Genomic DNA, 25,082 nt, shown 5'->3' with positions numbered 1-25,082 from the left:
GGGCTGTTCACGCCGGGCAGCCTAGGAGGACGCGCGGCGCCCCGTCCACTGCATTACCCGGGCGTCCTGGCGACCGTCCCGCGGTCCGCCGGCCCCCGGTGCGGCGGCTGTTCGGGCGCGGGCCGCACCGGCGCGGGCCGGATGCCCCGACGCTCCGGCGAGCCGGGCGTCACCGACACCGGTCGGCCGTAGTGCCGCACGTCCAGCGGCTCACCGGACAGCAGGGTGTAGGTGGCCGCCTCCCCGGTGATCTCCACCCGGAGCCGTCGCCCCACCACCTCCAGCGTGAACGCGAGCCGGCTGAACCGCTCCGGCAGCCGGGGCGAGAAGTTCGGGGTGCTCCCCAGCAGCCGCATCCCCCCGAAGCCGGCCACCAGCGCCATCCAGGTCCCGGCGAGGGAGGCGATGTGGAGCCCGTCGCGGGTGTTGTTCTCCAGGTCGTCCAGATCCATCAGCGCCGCCTCCGCCACGTACTGGTAGGCGAGCGCCAGATGTCCCGCCTGGGCGGCGATCACCGCCTGGCAGCACGCCGACAGCGACGAGTCCCGTACGGTCAACGGCTCGTAGTAGGCGAAGTTGCGGGCCGTGTGCTCCTCGTCGAAGTACTCGCTGCACTTGTACATCGCCAGCACCAGGTCGGCCTGTTTGACGACCTGCTTGCGGTAGATGTCGAAGTACGGGAAGTGCAGCATCAACGGGTACTGGTCGGCCCGGGTGTCCGCGAAGTCCCACACCTGGTGCCGGGTGAACCCGGACGACTGCTCGTGCACCCCGAGTTCGTCGTTGTACGGGACGTGCATCGCCTCGGCCGCGTCCCGCCAGGTGGCACTCTCCTCGTCGTCCACCCCCAGCGCCGCCGCCTGCTGCGGATGGCGCTCGACCGCGTCCGCCGCGGCCAACAGGTTCGCCCGGGCCATCAGATTGGTGTACGTGTTGTCGTCCTGCACTGCGCTGTACTCGTCCGGGCCGGTGACCCCGTCGAGGTGGAACGCGCCGTGGTGGTCGTGATGGCCCAGCGAACGCCACAACCGGGCGGTCTCCACCAGGAGTTCCACCCCGGTGTCCCGTTCGAAGAGCTCGTCGCCGGTGACCGCCACGTACCGGCTGACCGCGTCCGCGATGTCCGCGTTGACGTGGAACGCCGCTGTACCGGCCGGCCAGTACGCCGAGCCCTCCGAGCCGTCGATGGTGCGCCAGGGGAACGCGGCTCCCTGGAAACCCAGTTGGGCGGCCCGCTCCTTCGCCGCCGGTAGCGTGTTCTGCCGCCAGCGCAACGCCTCCGCCACCGCGAACGGGGAGGTGTAGGTGAGCAGCGGGAGCACGAAGATCTCGGTGTCCCAGAAGGCGTGGCCGTCGTATCCGGAGCCGGTCAGCCCCTTCGCCGGGATCGCCCGCTGCTCGGCCCGCGCGCCCGCCTGGAGGACGTGGAACAGGGCGAACCGCACCGCCTGTTGGATCTCCTCGTCCCCGTCGACCTCCACGTCCGAACGCGCCCAGAAGTCGTCCAGGTAGGTGCGCTGTTCCGCGACCAGCCCGTCCCAGCCGACGTTCATCGCCGCGGCGAGCGCCGCGTCGACCTGGTCGCTGACCGCGGGGAGCGAGCGGGTGCTCGACCAGCCGTACGCCACCACCTTGTCGAGCCGCAGGGTGTCGCCGGGCGCGAGCGTGGAGGCCAGGGTGAGGCGGGCGACGTCCTCCCGGCTCTCCCTGCTGGTCGTGGTGGGCCGCGGCCCGGTGACCACGTGGTCGGCCGCCGCCCCCACCCGCAGGTCACTGGTCCGGGTGCGGTGCACCAGCCCCAGCCGCGCGCCCGTCGCGAAGTGCGACTCGGGTTCGAGCGGGGACTCCAGCGCCACCGAGGCCCGCGGGTCGCCGTTCGCCCCGGGCAGCTGCTCGTTGGCGACGAGCTCGGACTGGATGACGATCCGCACCTCCGAGTCGACGGTCTCGACCTCGTAGCGCACCGCGGCGATGGCCCGTTGGGTGAACGACACCAGGCGCGTCGAACGCACCCGGACCGAGCAGCCCGCCGGGGACACCCACTCGCACACCCGCGTCAGGACGCCCGCCCGCAGGTCCAGGGTCCGCTCGTGGGACACCAGCCGCCCGTACCGCAGGTCGAAGGGCTCGTCGTCGACGAGCAGCCGGATGACCTTGCCGTTGGTGACGTTGATGACGGTCTGGCCGGACTCCGGATAGCCGTACCCGGCCTCCGCGTACGGCAGCGGGTGCAGTTCGTACACCCCGTTCAGATACGAACCGGGCAGCCCGTGCGGTTCCCCCTCGTCCAGATTGCCCCGCCAGCCCACGTGCCCGTTGGACAGGGCGAACACCGATTCGCTCTGCGGCAGCACGGCGAGGTTCAGCGACCGTTCGCACAGGGACCAGGGTTCCACCGTGTACGAGGAATGGGTGATCATGCGCGCGTCTCCAACTCGGCGAGGTCCCGCACCACCGTGTCCGCCCCGTGCGCCCGCAGCGCCTGGGCCTGGCCGACCCGGTCGACCCCCACCACGTACCCGAAGTGACCCGAACGGCCGGCGTCCATTCCGGCGAGCGCGTCCTCGAACACCGCCGACCCGGCGGGCTCCGCCCCGAGGTCGGCCGCCGCCGCGAGGAACGTGTCGGGCCGCGGTTTGCCGGGCAGGCCCCGTCGCGCCGCCACCACCCCGTCGATCCGCACGTCGAACCGGTCCTCCGCGCCGACCGCCCGCAGGACGTCCCGGCAATTGGTGCTGGAGGAGACGACCGCGGTGCGCAGCCCCGCGGAGCGCACCGCGTCGAGGTAGCGCAGCGAACCCTCGTACGCCTCCACGCCGCCCGCCTTGATCTTCGCCAGCAGGAGGGCGTTCTTGCGGTTGCCCAGCCCCCGCACGCTCGCTTCCCGCGGGGCGTCCCCGTCCGTGCCCTCCGGCAGGGTGATGCCGCGGGAGGCCAGGAAGGACCGGACGCCGTCGGCCCGGGGGCGGCCGTCCACGTAGCGGTCGTAGTCCTCCTGCGTGAAGGGCCGGAAACCGGGCCCGTCGCGGTCGCGCAGGAAGGCGTCGAACGTCTCCCGCCACGCGGCGGCGTGCACCACGGCCGTCTTCGTGATCACGCCGTCCAGGTCGAACAGACAGGCGACGATGGTGTCCGGGAGACCCAGCCCTGCACGTGTCCCCATGGCGAGAACCTCCGGGTCCGGAACGCCGAAGCGGTGGTCGCCGCCATCGTAAGGCGGTCCCCGTCCCCCCACCCGTCGGCGGCCCGGACCGTCGCCCCGCCTCAGCCCGCGCCGAGGAAGTGGAAGTCGGGGCGGGGGTGCATCAGGAACTCGTGGTGCGAGATGTTCCAGGCGTAGGCCCCCGCCATCTGGAACACCACCCGGTCCCCGGCCCGCAGCCCGGCGACGGGGACCCGCCGGGCGAGCACGTCCTTGGGCGTGCACAACTGGCCGACCAGGGTGACCGGGCCGCGGTCCGCGGCGGGCCGGGGCCACGGGTGCGGCCAGGGCCCGACGGGCAGCACCGTGCACGGCTGGTCGTGCCCCTTGGTGGCGGGGGTGCGCAGATGGTGGGTGCCGCCGCGGACCACCGCGAAGTCCTCGCCGTGGCTGTGCTTGACGTCCAGCACCTCCGTCGCGTACCAGCCGCAGTACGCGGTGAGCGCCCGGCCCGGCTCCACCCGCAGGGTCAGCCCCGGATGCTCCGCGAGCAGCGCGGCGAGGGCGGTGCCGTACGCCGTCCAGTCGAACCGGACCTCGGGCCGCCCGTAGTCGACGGCCATCCCGCCGCCGACGTTGACCTCGCGCAGCCGCGCCCGGTGCCCGTCGGCGAGTGCCGTGGACCAGCGCACCACCTCCCGGGCGACCGAGGCGAGGGCGCCGGCGTCGAGGCCGCTCACCAGATGGGCGTGCGTCCCCCACCACTCCAGCTGGGGGAACGCGCCCCCGGTCAGGAGGCCGAGCACCGCATCGGCCTCGGCGGGGTCGATGCCGAACGGGCTGGGGCCGCCGCCCATGGTGAGCGAGCCGCCGGTCAGGGCGTCCTCGGCGACCGCCAGGTTGAAGCGCGTCAGCACCGGCACCCGCACCCCGGGCGCGGTACGGGCGGCGAGCGCGGCGAGCATCCGCAGTTCGTGCGTGCTCTCGACGTGGAACCGCGGCACCGGCCCGCCCGTCGCCGCGCCGGCGAGGGCGGCCGTCACCTCCGCCGGGGTCTTGCCGGGCCCGCCGAACGCCAACGGGCGGTCCGGCACCGCCGTCGCCACGTGCGCCAGCTCCCCGCCGGAGGCCACCTCGAACCCGTCGACCAGCGGGGCCAGGGCACCGAGGACCGCGGGTTCCGGGTTGGCCTTCGCCGCGTAGTACAACTCCACCCCCTCGGGCAGCGCCGCCCGGACGGCGGCCGTGTGCGCGCGCAGCGCTTCCAGGTCGTAGAGGTAGGCGGGCAGGCCGTCGGCGGGCAGGTTCAGGACCCGTTCGCGGACCGCCGCAGTGGGCGCGGTCACCGGGCGCTCCAGTCGGTGTCGGTGCGGCTCGCCCCGGACAGCACGTCCTCGGCCAGCGGCGAGGGCACGTGCACGTACCCCGCGTCCCGGTCCGCGGAGCGGTCCCACCGTGCCAGCAGGTTCGCCTTGGCGGGCAGCGGCACCCCGGCGAGGAGGGCGCGCAGCCGCGGCGGGCAGCCGTGTGCGCGGGCGTACTCCTCGACGGTGGCGCGCAGCCGGGCCCACAACGCCCGCTCCCGGTCGGGGTGGAGGTCGGCGAGGGCCGCCAGCACCTCCGCCGCGTGATTGACGAACAGGCAGTACACGACGCGGTCCCAGCCGCGGCGCGCCCCGTAGGTCAGGGGGCCCGCGACCTCCGGCGGCAGCTCCGCGAGGGTCCGTGCGTGGTGTTCGGGGACGAGCTTGGTGCCCTCCAGGTCCCGGAAGAGCAACTGCACGGGCGTACCGGCGCCGTCCACGCAGACGATGACGTTCTGGAGGTGCGGCTCCAGGACGACTCCGTGGTCGAAGTAGGCGGCCAACACCGGCGGCACCAACAGCCGCAGGTACGCGGACCACCAGCGCAGCGCGGTGTCGGGGTCCGCGTCGGCGAGCAGCCGGGACACCTGCGCCGGGCCGGTCGGGTACTCGTCGGCGACGGCTGCGGCGAGCAACGGCGTGGCACCGGGGTGCAGATGGCGTTCCAGGCCCTCGCGGACGATCACCCCGAAGCCTTCCAGCAGCGACCGGTCGGGGTGTCCGTCGGGCCCGGGCAGGGCGAGCGAACGGTACGCGGGTTCCCGGAGCACCGCCGTGCCGGGGAACCGGGCAGCCAGGTCGGCGAGGACGGGGGCGAGCGCCCGGGTCAGGGCGACCGCGCCGGTCAACTCGTAGGCGGCGTTCTTCCGCAGGCAGTTGGTGATGCGGACGTTGAGACTGAACTTCAGGAACCCGTCGCTGGTGTGCAGGGTGCGCACCGACGCGGTGGGCCGCACGTCCTCGGTTCCGGGGCCGAGGTCCACGACGTCGCCGCGGTCGAGGGCGGCGCGCAGCACCGGGTGGTCGGCCAGCAGCTCGTACTGCCAGGGGTGGGCGGGCAGCAGCCGGAACCCCTCGGGCACGCTCCGCAGCCGGTCCAGCGGGTCGGTCGCGGACGGCTCGGTCCGTTCCTCGGCGACCAGTTCCTGACGGACCGCCAGCATGCGCAGCGGGAAGGCGGCCCCCGCCTCCGGTGCGTAGGCCGCCCAACGGGCCGGATCGCCGCTGTGCGCCTTCGGCGTGGGGTGGAACCGGTGGCCGAGGAGCAGCGACTGCTCGGAGGCGAGGTACACGGCGAGCGGATCGCCACCGAGGGCCCGGGGGGCGGGGCGCGGGGCGGCGAGGGCGGCGCGGACCCCGCGGTGGCTCGCGCCCACCTGGGCCAGGAACTCGTCGTTGTGGGCGCCGGTGCGCAGGGACAGTTCGGCCCGGGTGTACTCGGCCAGGCGCAGCCAGTCGACCTCGGACCAGCCGTCCCCGGTGTCCTCGCCCCCGGCGCGGGCGAGCCGTTCGGTGACGGGGCCGGTGAAGCGGTGCGCGCCGAGCAGGGAGGTGCGGCGCAGGGCCACGCGCAGCAGGACGCCCAGCCGGGGGAGCCGAAGCAGCAGGTGGTCGCCGATGACGGACGCCTGCCGTTCGGGCCCCGACACCTCGCGGAGCAGACAGTTGAGGAGGGTGTGCGCCACGGCGAGGTCCGCGCCGGGCAGGTCCGGGACGGGCGCCGCAGTGCGCGGCAGGCCGGAAAGAGTGCTGGGCATCAGCGGATTACGCCCCTCGCAGGAGGTAGTTGGGACCGGTGGTGTAGTGCTTGTTGATGTCCTGTGCGCCCGAGCGTTGTTTGGTGAGCAGCGTCCCCGCGGTCACCATCGCCTTCACGGGCAGGCGCGCGGCGTCGAGTATGTGGGCGCGCAGGGCCGCGCCGGGCTGTCCGGGGCCGGTGCCGAGCCGTTCGACGGCTTCGCCGAGCCGGTCGCGCACCAGGGTGAGGAGCCGGTCGAGGGGCGCGCTGCCGTGCCGGGCCAGGGCGAAGGCGGGTGCCCCCGCGCACAGGTGGACGGTGATGGTGGTGAAGAGGTCGAGCACGGCGCGGTCGTCCTCCCCGGTGATCCGGGTGTCGTCGAAGCCGCTGAGGTCGTGTGGACCGAGCGTCGCCCGGAGCCGTCCGGTGTGCACCCGGGGACCGTCGTTGTCCTTGAACAGCAGTCGCAGGGGCGGCCGTTGCGGTCGGTCGTCGAAGGCCAGGGAGATGTTCTGCTGGTGCGACTCCAGCGCTATGCCGTAGCCGAAGAGGGTGGTCTGCCAGTCGAACAGCAGGGTGAGGACGGCATCGAGGAGGGCGACGGGGTCACCGCCGTGGAAGCGGTCGGCGAGCCGGTCGATGACGAGCCCGCCGCCGGGCGCCGGCGCCGTGAGCGCGGCCATCGGCACCACCACCGCACCGTCGAGCCCGGCCGGCCAGCGCCGTCGCAGCACGGCCAGCAGCTCGTGGCCGGCATGGGCGTAGCGGGTCTCGTCGGCGTGCAGCACGGTGCCGTCGAAGCGCGGCTCGCGCGCGGCGACGGCCGCCAGCAGCCGTTGGCAGGCGGCGCCGTCGCGCAGGGTGCCCGGCTTGATGGTCCGGCGGTTGAGCCGGCCGAGGGTCGCCGTGGCCAGCGGCACCTTGAGGTGGGTGCCGGGGTGCGCGGTGAGGGCGACGGTCCGCATCGACAGGGTGGGCACCACCTCCGCGTACGGCTGCTCGGCGAGTACCGCCCGGTCGTCGAGGCCGGCCTCCTTGAGGGCGCCGTGCAGCGGGGCGCCGACGGTGAGGGGGTGCACCGGCAGCGCGATGTGGTCGGCGTCCAGGGCGCGGGGCAGCCCGAGCGTCGAGGGCGCGGGCCAGCCCGGGGCGGCGGTCAGGCCCTCGTCCACCACGTCCACCCGCGGCAGGGCCAGCCACCGCAGCCGGAACCTGGGGTGGAACTCCGGTGCGTACGCCCGTACGTGACGGTCCGTCAGGCCGATCCTGCCGCGTCCGGTCGGGTACACGGGGTGGTCGAGCCGGGCGGCCAGGGTGTCGAACGCCAACGGGTCGGTCCAGCGGGCGGGGTCGGGGCCGTACGCGTCGGTCAGCCGGGTGAGGACCTCGGTCCGGGTGTCCCGGTGCAGCAGTTCGGCCGCGAGGGAGTGGCGGCACTCGTCGGCGAAGGCGTCGAAGCCGGGCCGGTCCGCCGGGTCGGCGAGGTCCCCCAGCGCGGCCAGCACGGCGTCGGCGGTGTCGAGGTCCGTGGCCGGGCCGGGTTCCTCGCGACGCAGCAGGGGCAGCCGGGCGGCGAACTCGGACTGGAAGCCCTCGGGCTCCACCGGCAGGGCGAGCGCACCGCCGGGGTGCTCCCGGCGGAGCCAACTGCCGTCCGGGCGCTCCACCCGGGTGCTACGGGTGCGCAACCCGGCCACGTCCTCGCGCAGCAGCGCGGTCAGGATCCGGAGGAGGTGCCGATCGCGGTGCGCACGGGTCCCTGCGGTCACGGTGTGATCTCCCAGTGGTGGTGGGCGAGGAAGTCCTCGACGGCCCGGTCGACGGCGCCCTGGTCGCGTCCCGTGGCACGGACCACTCCGAGGAGGTCCCGGTTGGTGTGGTGGACCTCGTGGCGTTCCCCCAGGGCCCGCAGCGGACGGTACGTCAGTCGGACGCCGTCGGCGTCCAGATCGGTCCGCTGGGGGGCGGCGGTCAGGGTGCCGGCACGGCGCGCGTACGGGTAGTCGAGCCGGGCGGCGCCGTCGGTGCGGGCCCCGAGGTCGGCGGGGAGCGGTTCACCCAGATGGGTAAGGAGGACGTGGGCGAACAGGGGAATCCCGAGGAGGTCGGCGAGCAGGAGGTCGCACTGGTCGCCTATGGCCCGGTAATTCACTTCGATGATGCGGGCCCGGCCGCTGCCGTCCACCACGAATTCGGTGTGGCAGGCGCCGAAGCCGACCCCCAGCGCATCGAGCTGCGCCAGTATCTGGTCCACCACGGCCGGGGGGTGCGCCGGGACGTAGGTGAGGCGTTCCTCGATGAAGTACGGGGCGGGGGACAGGGCGGTGCGGAACCCGCCGAGCACATGGCGGACGTTCCCGTCGCCGAGCGTCTCCAGGGTGTACAGCTCGCCTTCCAGGTACTCCTCCACCACCAGCGCGGCGCCGGGGCGGCGGGCCCGGATCTCCTCGCAGCGGGCGAGCAGCTCGGCCGGGCTCTCCACCCGGACGACGTCCTCGCTGGCCACCCCTTCGCGCGGCTTCACCACACAGGGGTAGGGCAGTGCCGCGGCGGTGCGCAGGGCATCGGCGGGCGCGGTCGTCGCGGGAATCTCCAGGCAGCGCACGTGGTCGGCCCCGGTGGTGCGCAGATGGCGCCGCAGCAGCGCCTTGTCCTTGGTGCGCAGGGCGGTGCGCCAGTCCTTGGCCGGGAGCCCGAAGTAGTCGGCGGCGAGCGCGGTCTGGGTCTGGAGGTGGTCGCTGTTGGTGAAGATCGCGTCCGGCCGTTCGTGGGCCGAGACCACACTGATCACCTCCCGGAAGTCCCGTACGTCGCACGGGAGGACCTCCAGGTCCGGATGGCGCGTGCGATGGGCCTCGGGCTGGTCGGTGAGGACGGTGACGCGCAGTCCCAGGGAGCGCGCGGCCGGGAGGAATCCCTCGGTCACCGAGTCGGTGGGATTCAGTGCGAGCAGGTACATCCGCATGATCGGGAACACGAGCCGAGAGCTTAGGTTAGGCATGCCTAAGAGTGTCAATTCGTCCAGGCGTCATGTCTATTGGCTTTCTACCCTGCTGGTGCTAGTAAGGTGAGCCTTCCCTAAAAATCCTTGCGGGTCCGCCGCCATCCCGCGGTGATTTTCTCATGCCCCCACCCCGTATTTCGTACGGTGTTCTAGGAGTATCCGTGTTCCTGGCCCCGGCGTCGGCCCCGACCGCCCCTGCCGTGAGCTCTGCCGTTCTGCTTGCCGCCACGTACCGGCGCCTCGCCGCCGCGTGTCCCGCCCTGGACGTGACCTGCGCCGCACCCTCGTCATCGGCCGGCCAGGGCTGGATCGACGGTGCCGAACTCGCCTGCCGCGAAGACTTCCTGAACGCCTGGTTGGAAGGGCACGCGGCCCGCATCCGCACCCGCTACGCCCACGAGCCGCGGCCGGACGTCGTCGCCTCCCGTGCGCTGCACGCCTATCTGTGGTCCGCGGCCGTCCTCATCAGCGGTCCGTGGTACCTCGAACGGCGGGTGCCGAGGGTGAGTCCGCGCGATCTGCGGATCAGCCGTACGAGTGAGGCGTACGAGATCGTTCCCGCCTCCTTCAGCTGTCTGCCCGACGACCCCGCCGCCGGGCTGCCCGGGGTCCGCGTCCTGCCCCACGAGGAGGCGCTGCGGGCCGAGTTGCGGGCTGCCGTCGCCGACCACGTGCGTCCGCTGCTGGCCGCCACGGGCCCCCGCGTCCGCCGCGGTCCCCGGGCGCTGTGGGGGATGGTCGGCGACGACCTGGTCTCGGCCGTCTGGTACCTCGGCCGGATGCACGGTGACGAGGCCCGCGGGGTGCGGGAGGCCGAGGAGTTGTTGCCCGGAGCCGTCAGCCCCTACCCCGGCGGCGCGGCCTTCCGGACCCTCACCACCCGCAACGGACGTGAGCACCCGACGCGCACCCGCCTCGGTTGCTGCCTCTACTACGCGATCCGTCCCGCCGAGGCGTGCGCCACCTGCCCGCGCACCTGCGACGCCGAACGGGTGCGCAGGATCGAGAACGGGGTCTGACCCCCGGGCGGGAGCGCGGGTCCGTCCCGCCTCCCGCCCGTCCGGCTCACTGCCGGGCCGTCAGTCGTTCGTCGTCGTCCTTCGTCGCTGCCGCCTTGCGCCCGCCGCTTCCGGCGACCGGGTCGGCCGGGGGCCGGCTGGCCGGCAGGCGGCGCAATCGCGTCCACACGAGGACCGCGAGTGCGGTGGTGACCGCTCCGCTGAGCGCCGCGGTCGTGTGCAGTCCCTCCGTGAAGGCCGCGCGGGCCGCCGTCAGCAGGTCGTCGGCGAGCAGGTCGGGCAGGGACTCCGCGGCGCGGACGGCCCCGCCGAGGGTGTCGCGGGCGGCCCGGGCGGCCTCGTCGGGCACGGCGCCGGGGATCGTGTCCGCGACCTCGGACCGGTAGACGACGGTGCCGACGCTGCCGATGACGGCGATGCCCATGGCCAACCCGAACTCGCTGCCCGTCTCCGACAGCGCGGAGGCCGATCCGGCGCGCTCCGGGGGCGAGCTGCTGATGATCAGGTCCGTGGTGAGGGTCATCGCCGGACCCAGGCCGAAGGAGAGCAGCACGAACCCGGTCACCACGAGGGGCAGCCCGTCGCCCGGTCCTCCGGGGGAGACCAGGGACAGGGTGACGAACGCGGCGGTCGAGACGAGGAGCGCCGCGGCCATCACCGCGGCCGGTCGGACACGTCGTACGAGGAGCGGCGCGAGCATCGACCCGGCGATGCCGAACACGGTCGAGGGAAGGGTCCACAGTCCCGCCCGCAGGGGTGAAAGGCCCACCACCAGTTGGAGGTACTGGCCCACGAACAGTTGGGTGCCCGCCATGGCGAAGATCGCGAACGCCTGGGTCGACATGGCCAGGGAGAACGTGCGGTTCTTGAACAGTCCGAGGTCCAGCAGGGGCTGACGGAGTGTCCGCTGTCGCCGGACGAACACGGTGCCCACCAGCGCCCCGCCCGCGAGTGCGGCCAGGGCCGCCGCGTCGGGACCGTGTTCGGCCAACCGCTTCACCCCGTACACGGTGGGCAGGACCGTCGCCAGCGACAGCGCCACGCTGACCAGGTCCGTCCGGCCGGCGCCGGGCTCGCGGTACTCGGGCAGGAACCGGGGGCCGAGGACGAGCAGCACCAGCATCACCGGGACGCCGAGCAGGAACACCGAGCCCCACCAGAAGTGCTCCAGCAGTGCCCCGCCGACCAGGGGGCCGAGGGCGCCGCCGGCCGTGAACCCGGTCATCCAGACGCCGATCGCGACGGTCCGCTGAGCCGGGTCGGGGAACAGCTGACGGATCAGCGACAGGGTCGAGGGCATCAAGGTGGCGCCCGCGATGCCGAGGAGGGCCCGGCTGAGGATCAACAGCTCCGCGGTGGGGGAGAAGGCGGCCAGTACGGAGACGGCGCCGAAGGCCGCGCCGCCGATCAACAGCAGTCGCCGCCGCCCGATCCGGTCGCCCACGGCCCCCATGGTGATGAGCCATCCGGCGATCAGGAACCCGTAGATGTCCAGGATCCACAGGAGTTGGGCGCTGGAGGGGTTGAGGTCGGCGGTGAGCGACGGGACCGCGAGGTGCAGCACGGTCAGGTCCATCGCTATCAGCAGGGTGGGCAGGAACAGGACCGCGAGCCCCGTCCATGCCCGTCGCCCCGCCCGTGGGGGTGCCGGGTCGATCGGGCTGGGTGTCGTGCCGTCCATGGACGTGCGCCTCCTTGCGTCGGAATGAGGGCGACGCTAGGGGCTGAAGTCAAGTTGAGGTCAAGCGCGGACGGAGGCGGTGCCTCGCCTTGATCCCTTGCCTTTGATCCCTCCCCCGGGGCGCGGACTTCCGACCGCTCGCGCGGCGGTGAGTCGTACCGCTTGCCCGGATGTTGTAAGGTAAGCCTTACCTTAGTGTGCAAGGGGGCGCGGTGCGCGGCCGTGTCCGTGCTGCCCGATGCGCCCCTCTGGAGCACTGGGGGAATCCGGAGCCGTCGACGAGCCCGCCCTGACGTCGCGTCAGGACGGGCCGACGCTCCGGATCACGAACCTGCGGCGGGGTGTCCTCCTGTTCGGTCCCTGAGGAGGGCCCTCGCCGTAGTGGAACCGTCAGCGGGCGGGGTGCCCGCGGTCACGTCCCGTCGGCGCCCCGCCCGGACGTGCGGCCCGTGGCCGTCCGTGCGGGGTCACCTCGGAGCGGGTCAGACGCCGAACGCCGCCGGGTACCGGATGGTGCCGGTGGGAACCTCTCGGGTGTCGTCCAGGGCCAGGGCCATCATGTACTCGTCGGGGACGTCGAACGGGCTGCGGATGCCGAAGCGGGAGGCCGGGGTGAAGCCGAACCGCGGATAGTACTCGGCGTGCCCCAGGACCAGGACGAGGTTCTCGCCCATGGTCCGGGCGGCGTCCAGGGCGGCGCGGACCGCGGCGGAACCGGCGCCGGTGCGCTGGGCCGAGGGGCGTACTGCACAGGGTGCCAGGGCGAGGGCGGGTGCGTCGTCGACGTGGCACCGGGTGAGCAGTGCGTGTCCGACCGGGGTCCCGTCGGGGTCGGCGGCGATCATGGACAGGCCGTCGATCCATGCCTGCGGATCGGTGCGCAGCGTGTCGACGAGGTCGGCCTCCAGCGCGGTGGGGAAGGCGGCGAGGTTGATCTCGCGGACGGCGGCGACGTCCTCGGCGCTCCGGGTGTCCTCGGGGCGGGTGGTCCAGATGGTCATGGTGTTCTCGTTCTCGAAGAGGTGAGGGGTGTCGTTGAGGGGGCCCGGGGCGGGGGTGGCGCGGGTGCGGCTGTGATGTCCGCACGGCACGTCGATCTCCGGCCGGAGTGCGGCCGGGGTCTCGGGCGCGCCGGACTGCGGAGCGGTCGGCGCATCGGTGCGGGGCGCGCGGTCCGGCGTTTCGGCCGTCCGCGCGGCTGGCGCTCCCGGAATGCCGGGCGGCCCGGTGGAAGCGGGGGAGGAAAGGGGTGGGGACAACGTGGAGACCCTTGAAAAGGGACCCCGGTGACCGTGAGGTCGCACCCGTGGGCCGTGGGGCCGGGGGTGGGTGTCAGATCAGACCGGGGCCCGGGACGTGAGGATGGTCCGGCGGGCACTGCGCACGGCAGTGGCCTCTACGACGGCCATCAACTCACCTCCCACTTCTGGTCCCGCAGTCGACGCGGTCGTCCCTGCCCGATCAACGCTAGCACGCCCGTTCCCCGGCGGCGGACGGATCTGCGGTGGGGATGGGGCGGCGGTGGGGGGGCGGCCCCGCCCCACGACGGACGGCAGGTTAACTTAGGCTTACCTAAGTTCGCATGTCCGCCCCTGGCGGTCTGCGTCCGCGGTAGCCATTCCTCTGGGGGAGTTGACACACATGTATCAGGATCCGGACGAGTTCGCGCTCCTCGCCGCACAGGCGGGTGTTCATTTCGCGGACCGGCTCGCCCCGGGCTCCGCCGCATTCCAGACGGCCGACGTGGTGGAGATCCACGGCCCGTTGGACGAGGAACTGTTCGGCGCCGCGCTCACCCGCGTCGTGGGGGAGGCCGAGACCCTCCGGACCGTCGTGCGCGAGCACGCCGGCGGGCCCCGACAGCGGGTCGCCCCCGCCCCCGCCGACGCCCCGCTGCACCGACTCGACCTGCGCGCGGTCCCCGCCCCGCTCGCCGCCGCCCGGGCCTGGACCCACGCCGACCTGACCCGCCCCTGCGCCGCACCGACCCCGACCGCCGGCCCCGCAGACCACGCGGCCGGCACCCCCGGGCCGAGCGCTACGTCCGCAGTCCCGGACGGTCGGGGGGCGGGCGCCGCCCCGCTGATGACCCAGGCCCTCATCCGCCTCGCGGACGACCACTACTGGTGGTACCAGCGGGCCCACCACATCGCCGCCGACTCCCATGCGCTCCAACTCATCGGACGCCGTACCGCCGAGGTGTACACCGCACTCGCCACCGGCCACGAACCCCCGCCGACCCGCTTCGCCCCGCTGCGTGAGGTGGTCGAGGAGGAATCCCGCTATCTGAACGGCGAACAGTGCGTCGCCGACCGGGAGTTCTGGACCGAACGGCTGGCCGGCACGGAGCTGCCCGCCACCCTCGGCGGCCCGCCCACCGGCAGGTCCGCGACCGTCCTGCGCGGTCACACCGACCTGCCGCCCGGGACCTTCCACCGGCTCACCGAGGCCGCGGCGACCTCCAAGGCGACCTGGGCCGAACTCGTCGTCGCCGCGACCGCCCTGCACCTCCACCGCAGCACCGGCGCCCGGCACGTCGTCCTCGGACTGGCGCTGGCCAACCGGCGCGGCCCGGCCGCCCTGCACACCCCCGCCACGACGGTGAACGTCCTCCCGCTGCGGCTCGCCGTCCACCCGCAGGACACCGGTGCCGAATTCCTGCGTCGCGTCGTCCTGGAGATCCGCGCCGTCCGCCGTCACCAGCGCTACCCCCAGTCCGACCTGCGTCAGGACCTCGGCCGCACCGGCGCCGACCGCCCGCTGACCGGCCCGGTGATCAGCATCAAACCGGTCGGTACCGCACTCGACTTCGCCTCGTCCCCCGGCACCGTGCACCACCTGGCCACCGGGCCCGTGGAGGACCTGACGATCGGAGCCGCCCCCGGCGTCGACGGCGGACTGCGCCTGTCCGTAGACGCCCACGCCGGCCGGTACGACGAGCCGGCGGCCACCCGGCACCGCGCCACCCTCGGCCACCTGTTGGCCGCCTACGCCGACCTGCTGCTGACCGACCCGCAGCGCCCCGTGGGCACGCTCGACCTCCTGCCCCGCGACGAGGTGTGGGCCGCCACCCGCGGGCGCGCCGAAGCCCCCGCCCGGCGCACCCTCCCCGCCGCACTCACCGACCGCGTCGCCCGCACCCCCGACGCCCTCGCCGTGCGCGCGGTGGACGCCACCCTCACCTTCGCCGAACTGGAGTCCGCGGCCAGTGGCCTCGGCGCCGAACTCGCCCGGCTCGGGGTCACCACGGGCACTCCCGTCGCCCTCGCCCTGCCCCGCACCTCGACGATGATCGTCGCGCTGTTCGCCGTGCTCGGGGCGGGCGGCGTCTGCCAACCCCTCGACCTCGGACACCCCGCGGCCCGGACCCGCGCCGTCCTCGCGGACGCCCGTCCCGTCTGCGTCCTGGGCACCACCGAGACCCTGGCGGCCCTCCCCGAGCACGGGCTGCCCGTGCTCGCCCTCGACGACCCGGCCACCCGGGACCTCCTCGCCCGGCACCTCGCCGCCGTGCCGAGCACCCGGCCCACCCCGCGCGACCCCGCCTACCTCGTCCACCCCGACCACCCCGGTCAGGGGACGGGCCCCTCCACCGGCCGCGCCGAAGGCGTCCTCGTGAGCCACGCCTCCCTCGCCAACCGCTACGAGGGCCACGGGACCGACCACATCGCGCCCGCGGTCGCCCGCACCGGGCGGGCCCGACTGAGGCTCGCCCACAGTGCGTCGTTCGCCTCCGACGCGGCCTGGGACCCGCTGCTGTGGATGGTCCACGGGCATGAACTGCACCTCCTGGACGAGGCCACCCACCGCGACCCGGCGGCCCTCACCGCGTACGTGCACCGCGAGCGCATCGACTACCTGGCCGTCACCCCGTCCCACGCCGCCGCGCTGATCGCCGAGGGGCTGCTCGACGAGGGCCACCACCAACCGGCCGTGCTGACCATCGGCGGCGAGTCCGACCCGGAGCCGCTCCGGCGGTACGTCCCCGCCGCACCCGGGCTGCACGCGGTGCACCAGTACGGCCCGACCGGGGCCCCCGGCTTCGCCTACTCCTGGCGCGTCGGTGGACCGGGCGACGCGCGGGGGCCCGTGGTCGGGCGGCCCGTGCGGGGCTCCCGTGCCTACGTCCTCGACGCCGCGCTGCGCCCCGCGCCGCCCGGGACGACGGGAGAGCTGTACCTCGCGGGACCGTGCCTCGCCGTCGGATACCTCGGTCGACCCGACCGCACCGCGGAACGGTTCGTGGCCGACCCGTTCGGAGCGCTGCACGACCACCCGGGCGGCCGGATGTACCGCACCGGCGACCTGGCGCGCCGCCGCGCCGACGGAACCGTGGAACTCCTCGCGCCCGAGACCGCCGAAGGACCCGATGCTGCCGAAGGACCCGGGGCCCCCGCAGCCCCCGAAGTCCCCGCCGACGACCCCCGTACCGAGGCGGCGCCGCACCCGGCCCGCGGCGGGCGCACCCTCCCCGAGGTCTACGACGCGGTCACCCGCCGGTACCCGGAGCGCATCGCCGTCTCCCACCGGGGTGCCACGCTCACCTACGCCCAACTGTCCGCACGTGCACACCCATTGGCCCGGATGCTGGCCGTCCGGGGCATCGGACCCGGATCGGTGGTGGCGCTCGCCCTGCCCCGCTCCACCGACCTCGTCACCGGGCTCCTCGCGGTGACCCTCGCCGGCGCCGCGTACCTCCCCCTGGACCCCGACCACCCGGCCGGCCGCCTCTCCCGCGCGCTGGCCGACGTCGCCCCCGCGGCCGTGGTCACCGATTCGGTCACCGTCCCCCGGCTCCCGGACCACGACCTGCCGATCCTCTGCACCGACTCCTCCTTCGTCGACCGGTACGCCACCGGGCCGCTCACCCAGGCCGAACGGACCCGGCCGCTCACCCCGTACGACCCCGTGTGCGTCATCCACGCCCCGGACTCCGCGGACGGACCGGAGGGCGTGACCGTCACCCACCACGACGTCACCCGACTCCTCGCCCTCACCGACCACGGGTTCGGCTTCCGCCCCGACGACGTGTGGACCCGCTTCCCCTCCTACGCCTTCGACTTCTCCGTGTGGGAGTCGTGGGGAGCCCTGCTGCACGGCGGTCGGATCGTCGTCGACGCCGCCGTGGCGGTCCGTGCCGACGCCACCCGCTCCCGCCGGAACGCGACCCCGTCCGAGCCGTTCGCCCACCTCGCCCGCGCGGTCAGCGAGCGACTCACCGAACGGGAGCAGTGAGGACCACATGAGCAACGCCCCCACCCACCCCTTCGGCATCGAGGACGAGCCCGGCGGCGCGGGGCCCGCGGAGTTCACGGTCCTCGCCAACGACTGGGGAGAGCACTCCTTGTGGCCCGTCTTCGCCGAGGTCCCGGACGGTTGGCACACCGTGTACGGGCCCGCCGTCCGGCAGGACGCCCTGGACTGGATCACCGAGCACTGGATCGGTCCGTCCACGAACTGAGCTGCTGCCGTAAGGGGAGGGGGGCGGAACGGGGAGCACCCGTTCCGCCCCCCTCCCCTATGGGCCGCTGACGGGTGCGGTCATGAGGGTGCGTCATGTGGTGCACCCTCCGGTGCGTGGTGCGCACTCCGGCAATTCGCCCTCGATCGGGGCGGATTGGGTGTCGGCCGTCGCCCCGTCAGAGGGTTTCGCTTCGGCCAAGTGAGGTTAGCCTCACCGAATGTGTGTGCCGGCTCACTGGGGGATCGCTCGGGTGTGCAAGCTTAATGAGTTAGGTTAGGCTCGCCTAAGTGAGGGGGGAGATTGCCCATGCCTGAACACCGACCCGAACACCGTACGGACTTCGTGGGCCGCATCGCTCTCGTGACCGGCGCCGGACAGGGAATAGGGGCCGCCGTCGCGGTCTCGCTGGCGACGCTGGGAACCGAAGTGATCGCCACCGACCGCTCCGCGCACGGGGTCGACGAACTCGCCGCCTCCTGGCGGGAACGAAGCACTGCGGACGGGACGGGCGGGCCGTACGCCGGCCCCGGATCGATCACCCCGATGGTCCTCGACGTCACGGACCGCGCCGCCGTGGACGCCGCGGTCAAGGTCATCGAGGACGAACACGGCCCGCTCGGCCTGCTCGTGAACGTCGCCGGCGTACTGAGGCCGGGCCCCGTCGCCGAACTCACCGACGACGACTGGGCGCAGACCTTCGCCGTCAACACCACCGGTGTCTTCCACACCTCCCGCGCCGCGGTCGGACCCATGACCGCCCGCGGCAGCGGATGCATCATCACCGTCGGCTCCAACGCCGCCGGCATTCCCCGCACCGGCATGGCCGCCTACGCCGCCTCCAAGGCCGCGGCCACCATGTTCACCAAGTGCCTCGGGCTGGAAGTCGCCCGCAACGGTGTCCGGTGCAACATCGTCGCCCCCGGCTCCACGGACACCGCCATGCAGCGCGCCCTGTGGACCGACGGCGACGCCCCCCGGCGGGTCATCGCCGGGGACCCCCGCACGTACCGCACCGGGATACCCCTCGGCCGGATAGCCGAGCCCCAGGACATCGCCGACGCGGTGGTCTTCCTCGCCTCCGACCGCGCCCGCCACATCACCATGCAGGAGCTGTACGTCGACGGCGGCGCCACGCTCAGGTAGACGACGCCCCGTCCCCCCCACCCCACCTCCGTGCACGCACGGAGCACCCGAGAAACGGAGCCCCCGTGTCGACGGCATCCGAAGTCGCCACGCACGTCCCCCTGGCCGGACAGGCCCTCACCGTGGCCGCTGACGCCGCGGTCCGCCCCGACGCGTCACCCGACCCCGCGTACCCCGCGCTCGGTGCGGCGACCGCCCTGCTCCACGCGTACCGCACGGGGTCCAGATTCCTCGCCACCCCCACCCGCACCCTCCTCGGCCACGGCACCCGCGCCGAAGTCCCGCACGACGACAGACCGTTGCCCGTCAGGGTCGCCGAGGCGCTGGCCGCGGCCCGCACCGACGGCCAGGGCGCGCCCCTGGTGCTCGGTGCCGTCCCCTTCGACCAACACGCCCCGGCCGCCCTCGCGATCCCCGCCGAACTGCGCACCGGACCCGCCCTCGCCTCGGACCCGATGATCGCGCTGCCCGCCGAGCGCCCCGACCCCGTCGATTGGGGGATACGCCAGGTACCCGCACCGGACGAGTACCCCGCCGGGGTCGCGGACGCCGTCGACCGCATGTGGCAGGGCGAGTTCAGCAAGGTCGTCCTCGCCCGCACCCTCGAACTGACCGCGCCCGGCCCGCTGGACCTGCCCGGCATGGTCGACCGGCTGGCGCGCCGCGACCCCTCCGGCTACACCTTCGCCCTGCCCGTCGGTCCCGGCCGCACCCTGCTGGGCGCCAGTCCGGAGCTCCTGGTGTCCCGCCGCGGGACCCGGGTCGTCGCCAACCCCCTCGCCGGATCGACCCCGCGCGGCGCCGATCTCGCCGAAGACGTCCGCAGGGCCGCAGCCCTCCTCGAATCCGCCAAGGACCTGCACGAACACGCCGTCGTCGTCGACGCCGTGTACACCGCGCTCGCCCCCTTCTGCCGTGACCTCGTGGTCCCCGAACGACCCACCCTCGTGCGGACCGCCACCATGTGGCACCTGTCGAGCACGGTCACCGCCACCCTCACCGACCCGACGGCCTCGGCCCTCGAACTGGCCTGCGCCCTGCACCCCACCCCCGCCGTCTGCGGTACCCCCACCGCGCTCGCCCGCCGCGTCATCGCGGACACCGAGCCGTTCGACCGGGGCTACTTCACCGGGATGGTCGGCTGGGGCGACGCGGACGGCGACGGCGAATGGGTCGTCACCATCCGCTGCGCCGAAGCCGAGGCCAACCGGCTGCGTCTGTACGCGGGCGCCGGAGTGGTCGCCGCCTCCCAGCCGCAGGCCGAGACGGAGGAGACCGGAGCGAAGTTCCGCACCTTCCTCAGCGCCGTCGGGGCCACACTGTGACGACCCGTCACCCGGTGCACCCGATCGCCGAGTCCGCCGCCCGACACCCGACGGAGGGCCGGTCGCACCCCGTGTCCGCCCGCTGATCCCCGTCGCCTCCCTCCGCTCCCCGTCGCTCACTCGAACGGAACCACCGACACCATGGCCCTGCCCGCCGTCACCCCCTATCCGATGCCCACCCCGGGGGAGCTGCCCGCCAACCGGGTCGACTGGAAGATCGACCCCGCCCGCGCGGTGCTGCTCGTGCACGACCTCCAGAACTACTTCCTCTCGGCCTTCGACACCTCCGCGTCGCCCGTCACCGAACTCCTCTCCCACACGGCACGGTTGCGGCAGTGGGCCGCCGAGGCGTCGGTCCCCGTCGTGTACACCGCCCAGCCGGGCGGCCAGACACCCGCCGAGCGGGGACTCCAGCAGGACTTCTGGGGGCCCGGTCTGCCCGCCGACCCGCACGCCGCCGCCATCGCCGACGCGGTGGCCCCCGGCCCCGGTGACACGGTCCTCACCAAGTGGAAGTACAGCGCGTTCGTCCGCACCGACCTCCTGGAGCGCATGCGGGAACTCGGTCGCGACCAACTCGTCATCACCGGTGTCTACGCGCACATCGGCGTCCTGATGACCGCCTGCGACGCCTGGATGCAGGACGTGCAGGCGTTCGTGGTCGCGGATGCGGTGGCCGACTTCTCGGCCGACGACCACGCCGCCGCGCTGCGCTGGGCGGCCGGGAAGTGCGCGGTGGTCACCACCACCGGGGCGGTCCTGAGGGAGGGCTGACCGCGCTGCGCACCACCGTGTGCACGGGCCCGGCCCGCTTCGGCTGCCGACCCCCGTGGCCCCGACCGGCCCGCCGGACCGTGGCGGAGTCATCCGTTCCACGGCGGGCCGGTCCGCGCCCCGTTGCGGGCCCGAAGGGGCGCGTACGGGGGTGGGCCGCGGTCTTGACCGTCCCCGGTGATAAATCTGACGAGATCCTCACACCCATAAACGTATGATTCACCGTATGTCCACGATCCCCGACCCCGCCCGGTCCGGCGCGGCCCTGCGCTCCGCCGACGACATCAACGAGGACATCCGTGCGCTGTGGGCGCGCGCGGGCGGCAGACTCAGCACCGAGCAGCGACGGCAGTACCAGTGCCTGGTCATGGAGTGGTCCGCCGCTCGGCTGGCGGCCCGCCAGTCCCCGCCCGCCCGGGACCCCCGGGCCGTCACCGGCGACGTCTCCGTGCCGGGGTGCGAGAGCCACGCCGCCTGAGCGTGCCCGTCCCGGACGGCTCCTCCGACGGGAGCGCCCGAACCCCGGACCGGGCTCCCGGGGCGGGTCGCACGGCGCTCCCGTTCCGCTCCGGCCGTGTCAGCGCAGTCCGGCGACGACGTCGGCGAGCCGCTCGGGCATCGACAGGAACGGCGAGTGGGCGGCGTCGAGCTCCACGACGGAGGTCGGGTTCTCGGGGAACGCGGCGTCGGCGTCGGCGATGAACTTCCGTTGCAGGGCCGGGGGCAGCGCCCTGTCCCGGGTGCAGACCACGTAGGTGCGGGGCACCGAACCCCAGCCGTCAGTGGTCAACCGGGTCGTGCCCCGGGCGATGCCCGCCGGAGCGTCGGGCGTGAGCAACCCCATCGCGGCGTCGGCGAGGCCCTGGTCGACATCGGTGTAGAACGCGTCCCGCAGCAGCCGGCGGTAGCCCGCGTCGGCGGAGGCGAGGTCGATCCGGTGCGCCCCTATGACGGCGGCATCGGCCCTGATGACGGCCCCGACCAGACTGTCCGCATTCTCGGGCACCCCGTAGTAGGTGCCCCCGGCGAGGTCCGAGCCCGGCATGAACGCGGCCAGGTACACGGCACGCCCCACCAACTCCGGTGCCCGTTGGGCGGCTCGGGTCAGCACCGCGCCGCCCATGCTGTGGGCCACCACCGTGACCGGGCGCCCGCCGCCGATCCGCGCCAACTGGTCGACCAGCAACGCACCCGCCCCGTCGAGGTCGACGTCCGCCACCGGAGAGACCTCGCCGGTCAACCCGGCAGGGTCGAAGGGCCGTTCGGACAGGCAGCGGGCGCGCCGCGCGCGCAGTCCGTGCCCGGCCATGTCCACGGCCACGGCGGGGCGGCCGGCCGCCGTCACCCGGGCGATCACCTCACTCCAGCACCAGGTGCCGTGCCAGGAGCCGTGGAGGAACAGCAGCGGGGCGGGACCGGTGGGCACGACGACTCCTTCGGCGGCGCCGACGGGCCGTCCACCCGGACGCGGGGCGGCCACCTGCACACGTCGGCAGCTGCAGGCGGGGTGGGAGGGACACGAGGGGCGCAAGCGTCAGCGTGGCACGCGGGTAGGTGATCGACCAGTACGACTTCCGCCAAGTGCCGGCAGGTACCCGTGCCCTCGCCCGAGCGGCCCGGTGCACGGGCGGACGCACGGATCGGGCATGCGGTTTGCACGGGGAAGGTGGGGCTCCGAATGGTGACAACCGCGACTGGCCGCCCCGGATCAGGCTGTGGAAACGTTTCTCCCGTCCCCGCCGAACGAATCCGTGAGGAGCGTGTGTGAACCCCGAGTACGCCGCGTACACCCAAGCGGACGCCGACTTCTACGACTCCCCCCGGCACGGTGCGGGGAAGTCCACCGAGGGACCCGAGTTGTTCGCCGCCGCCCGGGCTGCGGCGCCCGAGGGCTGGCAGACAGAATGGCGCGGGGACTGGCTCTCGTTCAGCCCGCAGGGCGTGCGGTTGCCCGCCCAGGGCTGGAAGATCCACATATCGGCCGCGGCCGACAACGCCGAACGCGTCCTCGACCGGGTCATCGCCCACTGCGTCGAACGACGGCTCCCGCTGAAGTTCGTCCCCGGCCCGCGGCTGCTGCTCCTGCGCAACGCGAAGTACGCCGACCGCGCCGGCAGCGGCAAGTTCATCACCGTCTACCCGCACTCCGAAGAGCAGTTCCCCGCCGTGGCCGAGGCCCTGGTCGACCTGCTCGCCGGAGAGCACGGGCCGTACGTCCTCAGCGATCTGCGGCTGGGCGACGGACCGGTGTACGTCCGCTACGGCGCCTTCGCCCGCCGCTTCTGCCTCGACGCCGAAGGCCGTACGGTGCCCGCGGTCGCCGACCCGGACGGCACCCTCGTCCCGGACCTGCGCGGACCGTCCTTCCGGGTCCCCCCGTGGGTGACCCCGCCGGCCTTCCTCGCCCAACACCTCGCCGCCCGCACCGGCGCCGACGCACTGCCGTACACCGTGGAGGGCGCGCTGCACTTCTCCAACGGCGGAGGCGTCTACCGGGCGCGCGACCCGCACACGGGCCGGCGGGTCGTCCTCAAGGAGGGGCGCCCGCACGCCGGCCTCGCCGCCGACGGGGCCGACGCGGTGCAACGCCTCGACCGGGAGCGCACCGCGCTCGAACAGCTCGCCGGGCTCGACTGCGTGCCCGAGCTGCTCGGCTCCTTCACCGTCGAGGGACACCGTTTCCTCGCCCTGGAGTACGTCCCCGGCACCACGTTGAACACCGTCCTCGCCCGCCGCTTCCCGCTGTCCCGGGCGACGGCCACCGCCGCCGAACTCGCCGAGCACGCAGCCTGGGCCCGCGACATGCACGCACGGGTGGCGGACGCGGTGCGCGCCGTGCACGAGCGCGGGCTCGTCATCAGCGATCTGCACCTGAGCAACATCATGGTCTCCGAGGACGGCACACGCGTCGTCCTCCTCGACTTCGAGGCGGCCTCGCCCGCCGTCGAGCGACGCCGTCAGATCGTCGCCAATCCCTCGTTCGTCGCCCCACCGGGCCGACGCGGGACCGACATCGACACCTATGCGCTCGCCTGTCTGCGGCTCGCCCTGCTGACCCCGTTGACCGTGCTCTTCTCCATCGACCGCGCCAAGGCCCGCCACCTGGTACGGGAGATCACCAGGATCTTCCCCGTCACCGAGGACGAGCTCGCCCCCGCGCTCGCGGAGATCCTGCGCGACCCCGATCCCGTCGCCCGACCGGTGCGCCCGGTCAGGTCCGGCGGACCCGCAGCGGCGCACCCCGACGCCCCGGACGTACCGGAACCGGCTGACTGGCCCCGTAGTCGGGACTCGATGGTCCGCGCCCTGACCGCGGCCTGCACACCCGATCGCGAGGACCGATGTTTCCCGGGCGACATCGCCCAGTTCCTCACCCCGGTCGGAGGCCAGAGCTTCGGCTACGGAGCCGCCGGCGTGCTGCACGCCCTGCACGAGACCGGAGCCACCCCCTGTCCCCAGGCCGCCGAGTGGCTGCTGGACCGCGCCAAGGAGCCCGTGTCCGGCACCCCGATCGGCTTCTACGACGGACTCGCCGGCATCGCCTGGACGCTGCACCGGCTCGGCCACCGCGAACAGGGCCTCGCCCTGGCCCGGCTGATCGCCCGTGAGCCGCTCGACGGCAGATCCGCCGATCTGCACGGCGGACACGCGGGCCTCGCCCTCGCCCTCGACGACCTCGGCCGCGCCACCGACGGGGCCGAAGCCGCGGCCCTGCGCACCGCCGCCGAACGCTGTACCGAACTCGCCGCGCACACCGTCCGGGACGCCTCCCCGACCCGCCGCACCGGACTGCTCCACGGCGCCAGCGGCCCGGCCCTCCTCTTCGTGCGCCGCTACGAGACCACCGGCGACACCGCTTACCTCGACCTCGCCGCCACCGCACTGCGCCAGGACCTCGACCGCTGCCGCACCGGCACCGACGGCGCCCTGCTCGTCCTCGACGGCAAGCGCACCCTGCCCTACCTCGGCGGCGGCAGCGCCGGCATCGCCATGGTCCTCGACGACTTCCTCACCCACCGCGACGACCCCGAACTGCGCGCCGCCCGCGAGCAGATCGAACCGGGACTGCGGTCCGCCTTCTACATCCAACCCGGACTCTTCCGCGGCGCCGCCGGACTCCTGCTGCAACTCGCCCGCACCCCCTGCGGCGACCCGGCCGAACGGCGACGGACCCGCGAACGGCACGCCCGACTGCTCGGGCTGCACTCCGTACCGTACGCGGGCCATCTCGCCTTCCCCGGCGAACAGATGATGCGCCGCTCCATGGACCTGGCCACCGGCACCGCCGGCTGTCTGCTCGCCCTCGGCGCCGCCTTCGGCGACCGCCCCGCCTCGCTGCCCTTCCTCCCGCCGCTCCCGCGGCCCACAGACCGGCCCCAGCCAGGGGCCGTACCCCAATGAGATCCATCCGTCCCCAGAAAGGACCCG

17 protein-coding genes are annotated in these 25,082 nt (G+C 73.8%); 8 read left to right on the top strand and 9 right to left on the bottom strand.

Translation table 11 applies throughout. From position 1 onward, the window contains the following. Positions 1–53: 53 nt before the first annotated feature. The 6 genes from ACFWIA_RS06935 to ACFWIA_RS06910 form a co-directional block, all read right to left on the bottom strand. Positions 54–2,420: a glycoside hydrolase family 65 protein gene (locus ACFWIA_RS06935; protein WP_387001148.1), complete on the bottom strand. Its 2,367-nt coding sequence runs from the start codon at positions 2,418–2,420 to the stop codon at positions 54–56. Then, a complete protein-coding gene (locus ACFWIA_RS06930) occupies positions 2,417–3,163 on the bottom strand; it encodes an HAD family hydrolase (protein ID WP_387001146.1) in 747 nt (248 codons plus the stop codon). Before ACFWIA_RS06930 ends, ACFWIA_RS06935 begins: the two co-directional genes overlap by 4 nt. 101 nt (positions 3,164–3,264) lie before the next feature. After that, on the bottom strand, positions 3,265–4,488 hold the full coding sequence (locus ACFWIA_RS06925) for a type III PLP-dependent enzyme (RefSeq protein ID WP_387001145.1): 1,224 nt from the start codon (positions 4,486–4,488) through the stop codon (positions 3,265–3,267). After that, positions 4,485–6,263 (bottom strand): IucA/IucC family protein, encoded by a 1,779-nt coding sequence (locus ACFWIA_RS06920; protein ID WP_387001143.1) that lies wholly within the window; start codon positions 6,261–6,263, stop codon positions 4,485–4,487. The genes ACFWIA_RS06925 and ACFWIA_RS06920 overlap by 4 nt, the downstream gene beginning before the upstream one ends. A gap of 7 nt (positions 6,264–6,270) precedes the next feature. Continuing rightward, positions 6,271–8,013 (bottom strand): IucA/IucC family protein, encoded by a 1,743-nt coding sequence (locus tag ACFWIA_RS06915; RefSeq protein ID WP_387001142.1) that lies wholly within the window; start codon positions 8,011–8,013, stop codon positions 6,271–6,273. After that, positions 8,010–9,209, bottom strand: coding sequence for an acetyl-CoA carboxylase biotin carboxylase subunit family protein (locus ACFWIA_RS06910; protein ID WP_387001315.1), 1,200 nt, complete (start codon positions 9,207–9,209; stop codon positions 8,010–8,012). Before ACFWIA_RS06910 ends, ACFWIA_RS06915 begins: the two co-directional genes overlap by 4 nt. Before the next feature lie 200 nt (positions 9,210–9,409). On the opposite strand from ACFWIA_RS06910, the gene ACFWIA_RS06905 reads away from it, so the two are divergent. Then, a complete protein-coding gene (locus ACFWIA_RS06905; protein ID WP_387001139.1) occupies positions 9,410–10,267 on the top strand; it encodes a (2Fe-2S)-binding protein in 858 nt (285 codons plus the stop codon). Positions 10,268–10,313: 46 nt separating this feature from the next. On the opposite strand, the gene ACFWIA_RS06900 is transcribed toward ACFWIA_RS06905, so the two are convergent. Both ACFWIA_RS06900 and ACFWIA_RS06895 read right to left on the bottom strand, forming a co-directional pair. After that, complete coding sequence (locus ACFWIA_RS06900) at positions 10,314–11,948, bottom strand: MFS transporter (protein ID WP_387001137.1); 1,635 nt, start codon at positions 11,946–11,948, stop codon at positions 10,314–10,316. Positions 11,949–12,430: 482 nt separating this feature from the next. Continuing rightward, positions 12,431–12,949, bottom strand: coding sequence for a GNAT family N-acetyltransferase (locus ACFWIA_RS06895; RefSeq protein WP_387001135.1), 519 nt, complete (start codon positions 12,947–12,949; stop codon positions 12,431–12,433). Between the two features lie 640 nt (positions 12,950–13,589). Here ACFWIA_RS06895 and ACFWIA_RS06890 point away from each other — a divergent pair. From ACFWIA_RS06890 to ACFWIA_RS06865, 6 genes are all read left to right on the top strand, one after another. Continuing rightward, positions 13,590–17,183, top strand: coding sequence for an AMP-binding protein (locus ACFWIA_RS06890; RefSeq protein ID WP_387001133.1), 3,594 nt, complete (start codon positions 13,590–13,592; stop codon positions 17,181–17,183). A gap of 7 nt (positions 17,184–17,190) precedes the next feature. After that, positions 17,191–17,409, top strand: coding sequence for an MbtH family NRPS accessory protein (locus ACFWIA_RS06885; RefSeq protein ID WP_387001131.1), 219 nt, complete (start codon positions 17,191–17,193; stop codon positions 17,407–17,409). 309 nt (positions 17,410–17,718) lie between these two features. Continuing rightward, on the top strand, positions 17,719–18,555 hold the full coding sequence (locus ACFWIA_RS06880) for a 2,3-dihydro-2,3-dihydroxybenzoate dehydrogenase (RefSeq protein WP_387001129.1): 837 nt from the start codon (positions 17,719–17,721) through the stop codon (positions 18,553–18,555). Positions 18,556–18,620: 65 nt separating this feature from the next. Further along, a complete protein-coding gene (dhbC, locus tag ACFWIA_RS06875) occupies positions 18,621–19,880 on the top strand; it encodes an isochorismate synthase DhbC (protein ID WP_387001127.1) in 1,260 nt (419 codons plus the stop codon). A 141-nt stretch (positions 19,881–20,021) separates the two neighbouring features. Beyond that, the gene (locus ACFWIA_RS06870) at positions 20,022–20,654 is read left to right on the top strand and encodes an isochorismatase family protein (protein ID WP_387001126.1); all 633 of its coding nucleotides are present in this window, start codon (positions 20,022–20,024) and stop codon (positions 20,652–20,654) included. A gap of 226 nt (positions 20,655–20,880) precedes the next feature. Further along, complete coding sequence (locus tag ACFWIA_RS06865; RefSeq protein WP_387001124.1) at positions 20,881–21,132, top strand: hypothetical protein; 252 nt, start codon at positions 20,881–20,883, stop codon at positions 21,130–21,132. A gap of 99 nt (positions 21,133–21,231) precedes the next feature. Here ACFWIA_RS06865 and ACFWIA_RS06860 read toward each other — a convergent pair whose 3' ends face one another. Further along, a complete protein-coding gene (locus tag ACFWIA_RS06860; protein WP_387001122.1) occupies positions 21,232–22,080 on the bottom strand; it encodes an alpha/beta fold hydrolase in 849 nt (282 codons plus the stop codon). A 338-nt stretch (positions 22,081–22,418) separates the two neighbouring features. Here ACFWIA_RS06860 and lanKC point away from each other — a divergent pair, with 338 nt between their 5' ends. Beyond that, a complete protein-coding gene (lanKC, locus tag ACFWIA_RS06855) occupies positions 22,419–25,055 on the top strand; it encodes a class III lanthionine synthetase LanKC (protein WP_387001120.1) in 2,637 nt (878 codons plus the stop codon). Positions 25,056–25,082: the final 27 nt, after the last annotated feature.

Origin of the sequence: Streptomyces sp. NPDC127068 (genome assembly GCF_042724695.1) — a bacterium.
Classification (GTDB): domain Bacteria; phylum Actinomycetota; class Actinomycetes; order Streptomycetales; family Streptomycetaceae; genus Streptomyces.
Note: the sequence above shows the minus strand (reverse complement) of the source record. Positions and strands in the feature narration are given on the sequence as shown.

Excerpts from the sequence above, each read along its gene's own strand:
- ACFWIA_RS06890 (WP_387001133.1), top strand. The coding sequence starts at position 13,590 with ATGTATCAGGATCCGGACGAGTTCGCGCTCCTCGCCGCACAGGCGGGT.
- ACFWIA_RS06865 (WP_387001124.1), top strand. The coding sequence starts at position 20,881 with ATGTCCACGATCCCCGACCCCGCCCGGTCCGGCGCGGCCCTGCGCTCC.
- ACFWIA_RS06930 (WP_387001146.1), bottom strand. The coding sequence starts at position 3,163 with ATGGGGACACGTGCAGGGCTGGGTCTCCCGGACACCATCGTCGCCTGT.
- ACFWIA_RS06910 (WP_387001315.1), bottom strand. The coding sequence starts at position 9,209 with ATGCGGATGTACCTGCTCGCACTGAATCCCACCGACTCGGTGACCGAG.
- ACFWIA_RS06900 (WP_387001137.1), bottom strand. The coding sequence starts at position 11,948 with ATGGACGGCACGACACCCAGCCCGATCGACCCGGCACCCCCACGGGCG.
- ACFWIA_RS06880 (WP_387001129.1), top strand. The coding sequence starts at position 17,719 with ATGCCTGAACACCGACCCGAACACCGTACGGACTTCGTGGGCCGCATC.
- ACFWIA_RS06920 (WP_387001143.1), bottom strand. The coding sequence starts at position 6,263 with ATGCCCAGCACTCTTTCCGGCCTGCCGCGCACTGCGGCGCCCGTCCCG.
- ACFWIA_RS06935 (WP_387001148.1), bottom strand. The coding sequence starts at position 2,420 with ATGATCACCCATTCCTCGTACACGGTGGAACCCTGGTCCCTGTGCGAA.
- ACFWIA_RS06870 (WP_387001126.1), top strand. The coding sequence starts at position 20,022 with ATGGCCCTGCCCGCCGTCACCCCCTATCCGATGCCCACCCCGGGGGAG.
- ACFWIA_RS06895 (WP_387001135.1), bottom strand. The coding sequence starts at position 12,949 with ATGACCATCTGGACCACCCGCCCCGAGGACACCCGGAGCGCCGAGGAC.
- ACFWIA_RS06885 (WP_387001131.1), top strand. The coding sequence starts at position 17,191 with ATGAGCAACGCCCCCACCCACCCCTTCGGCATCGAGGACGAGCCCGGC.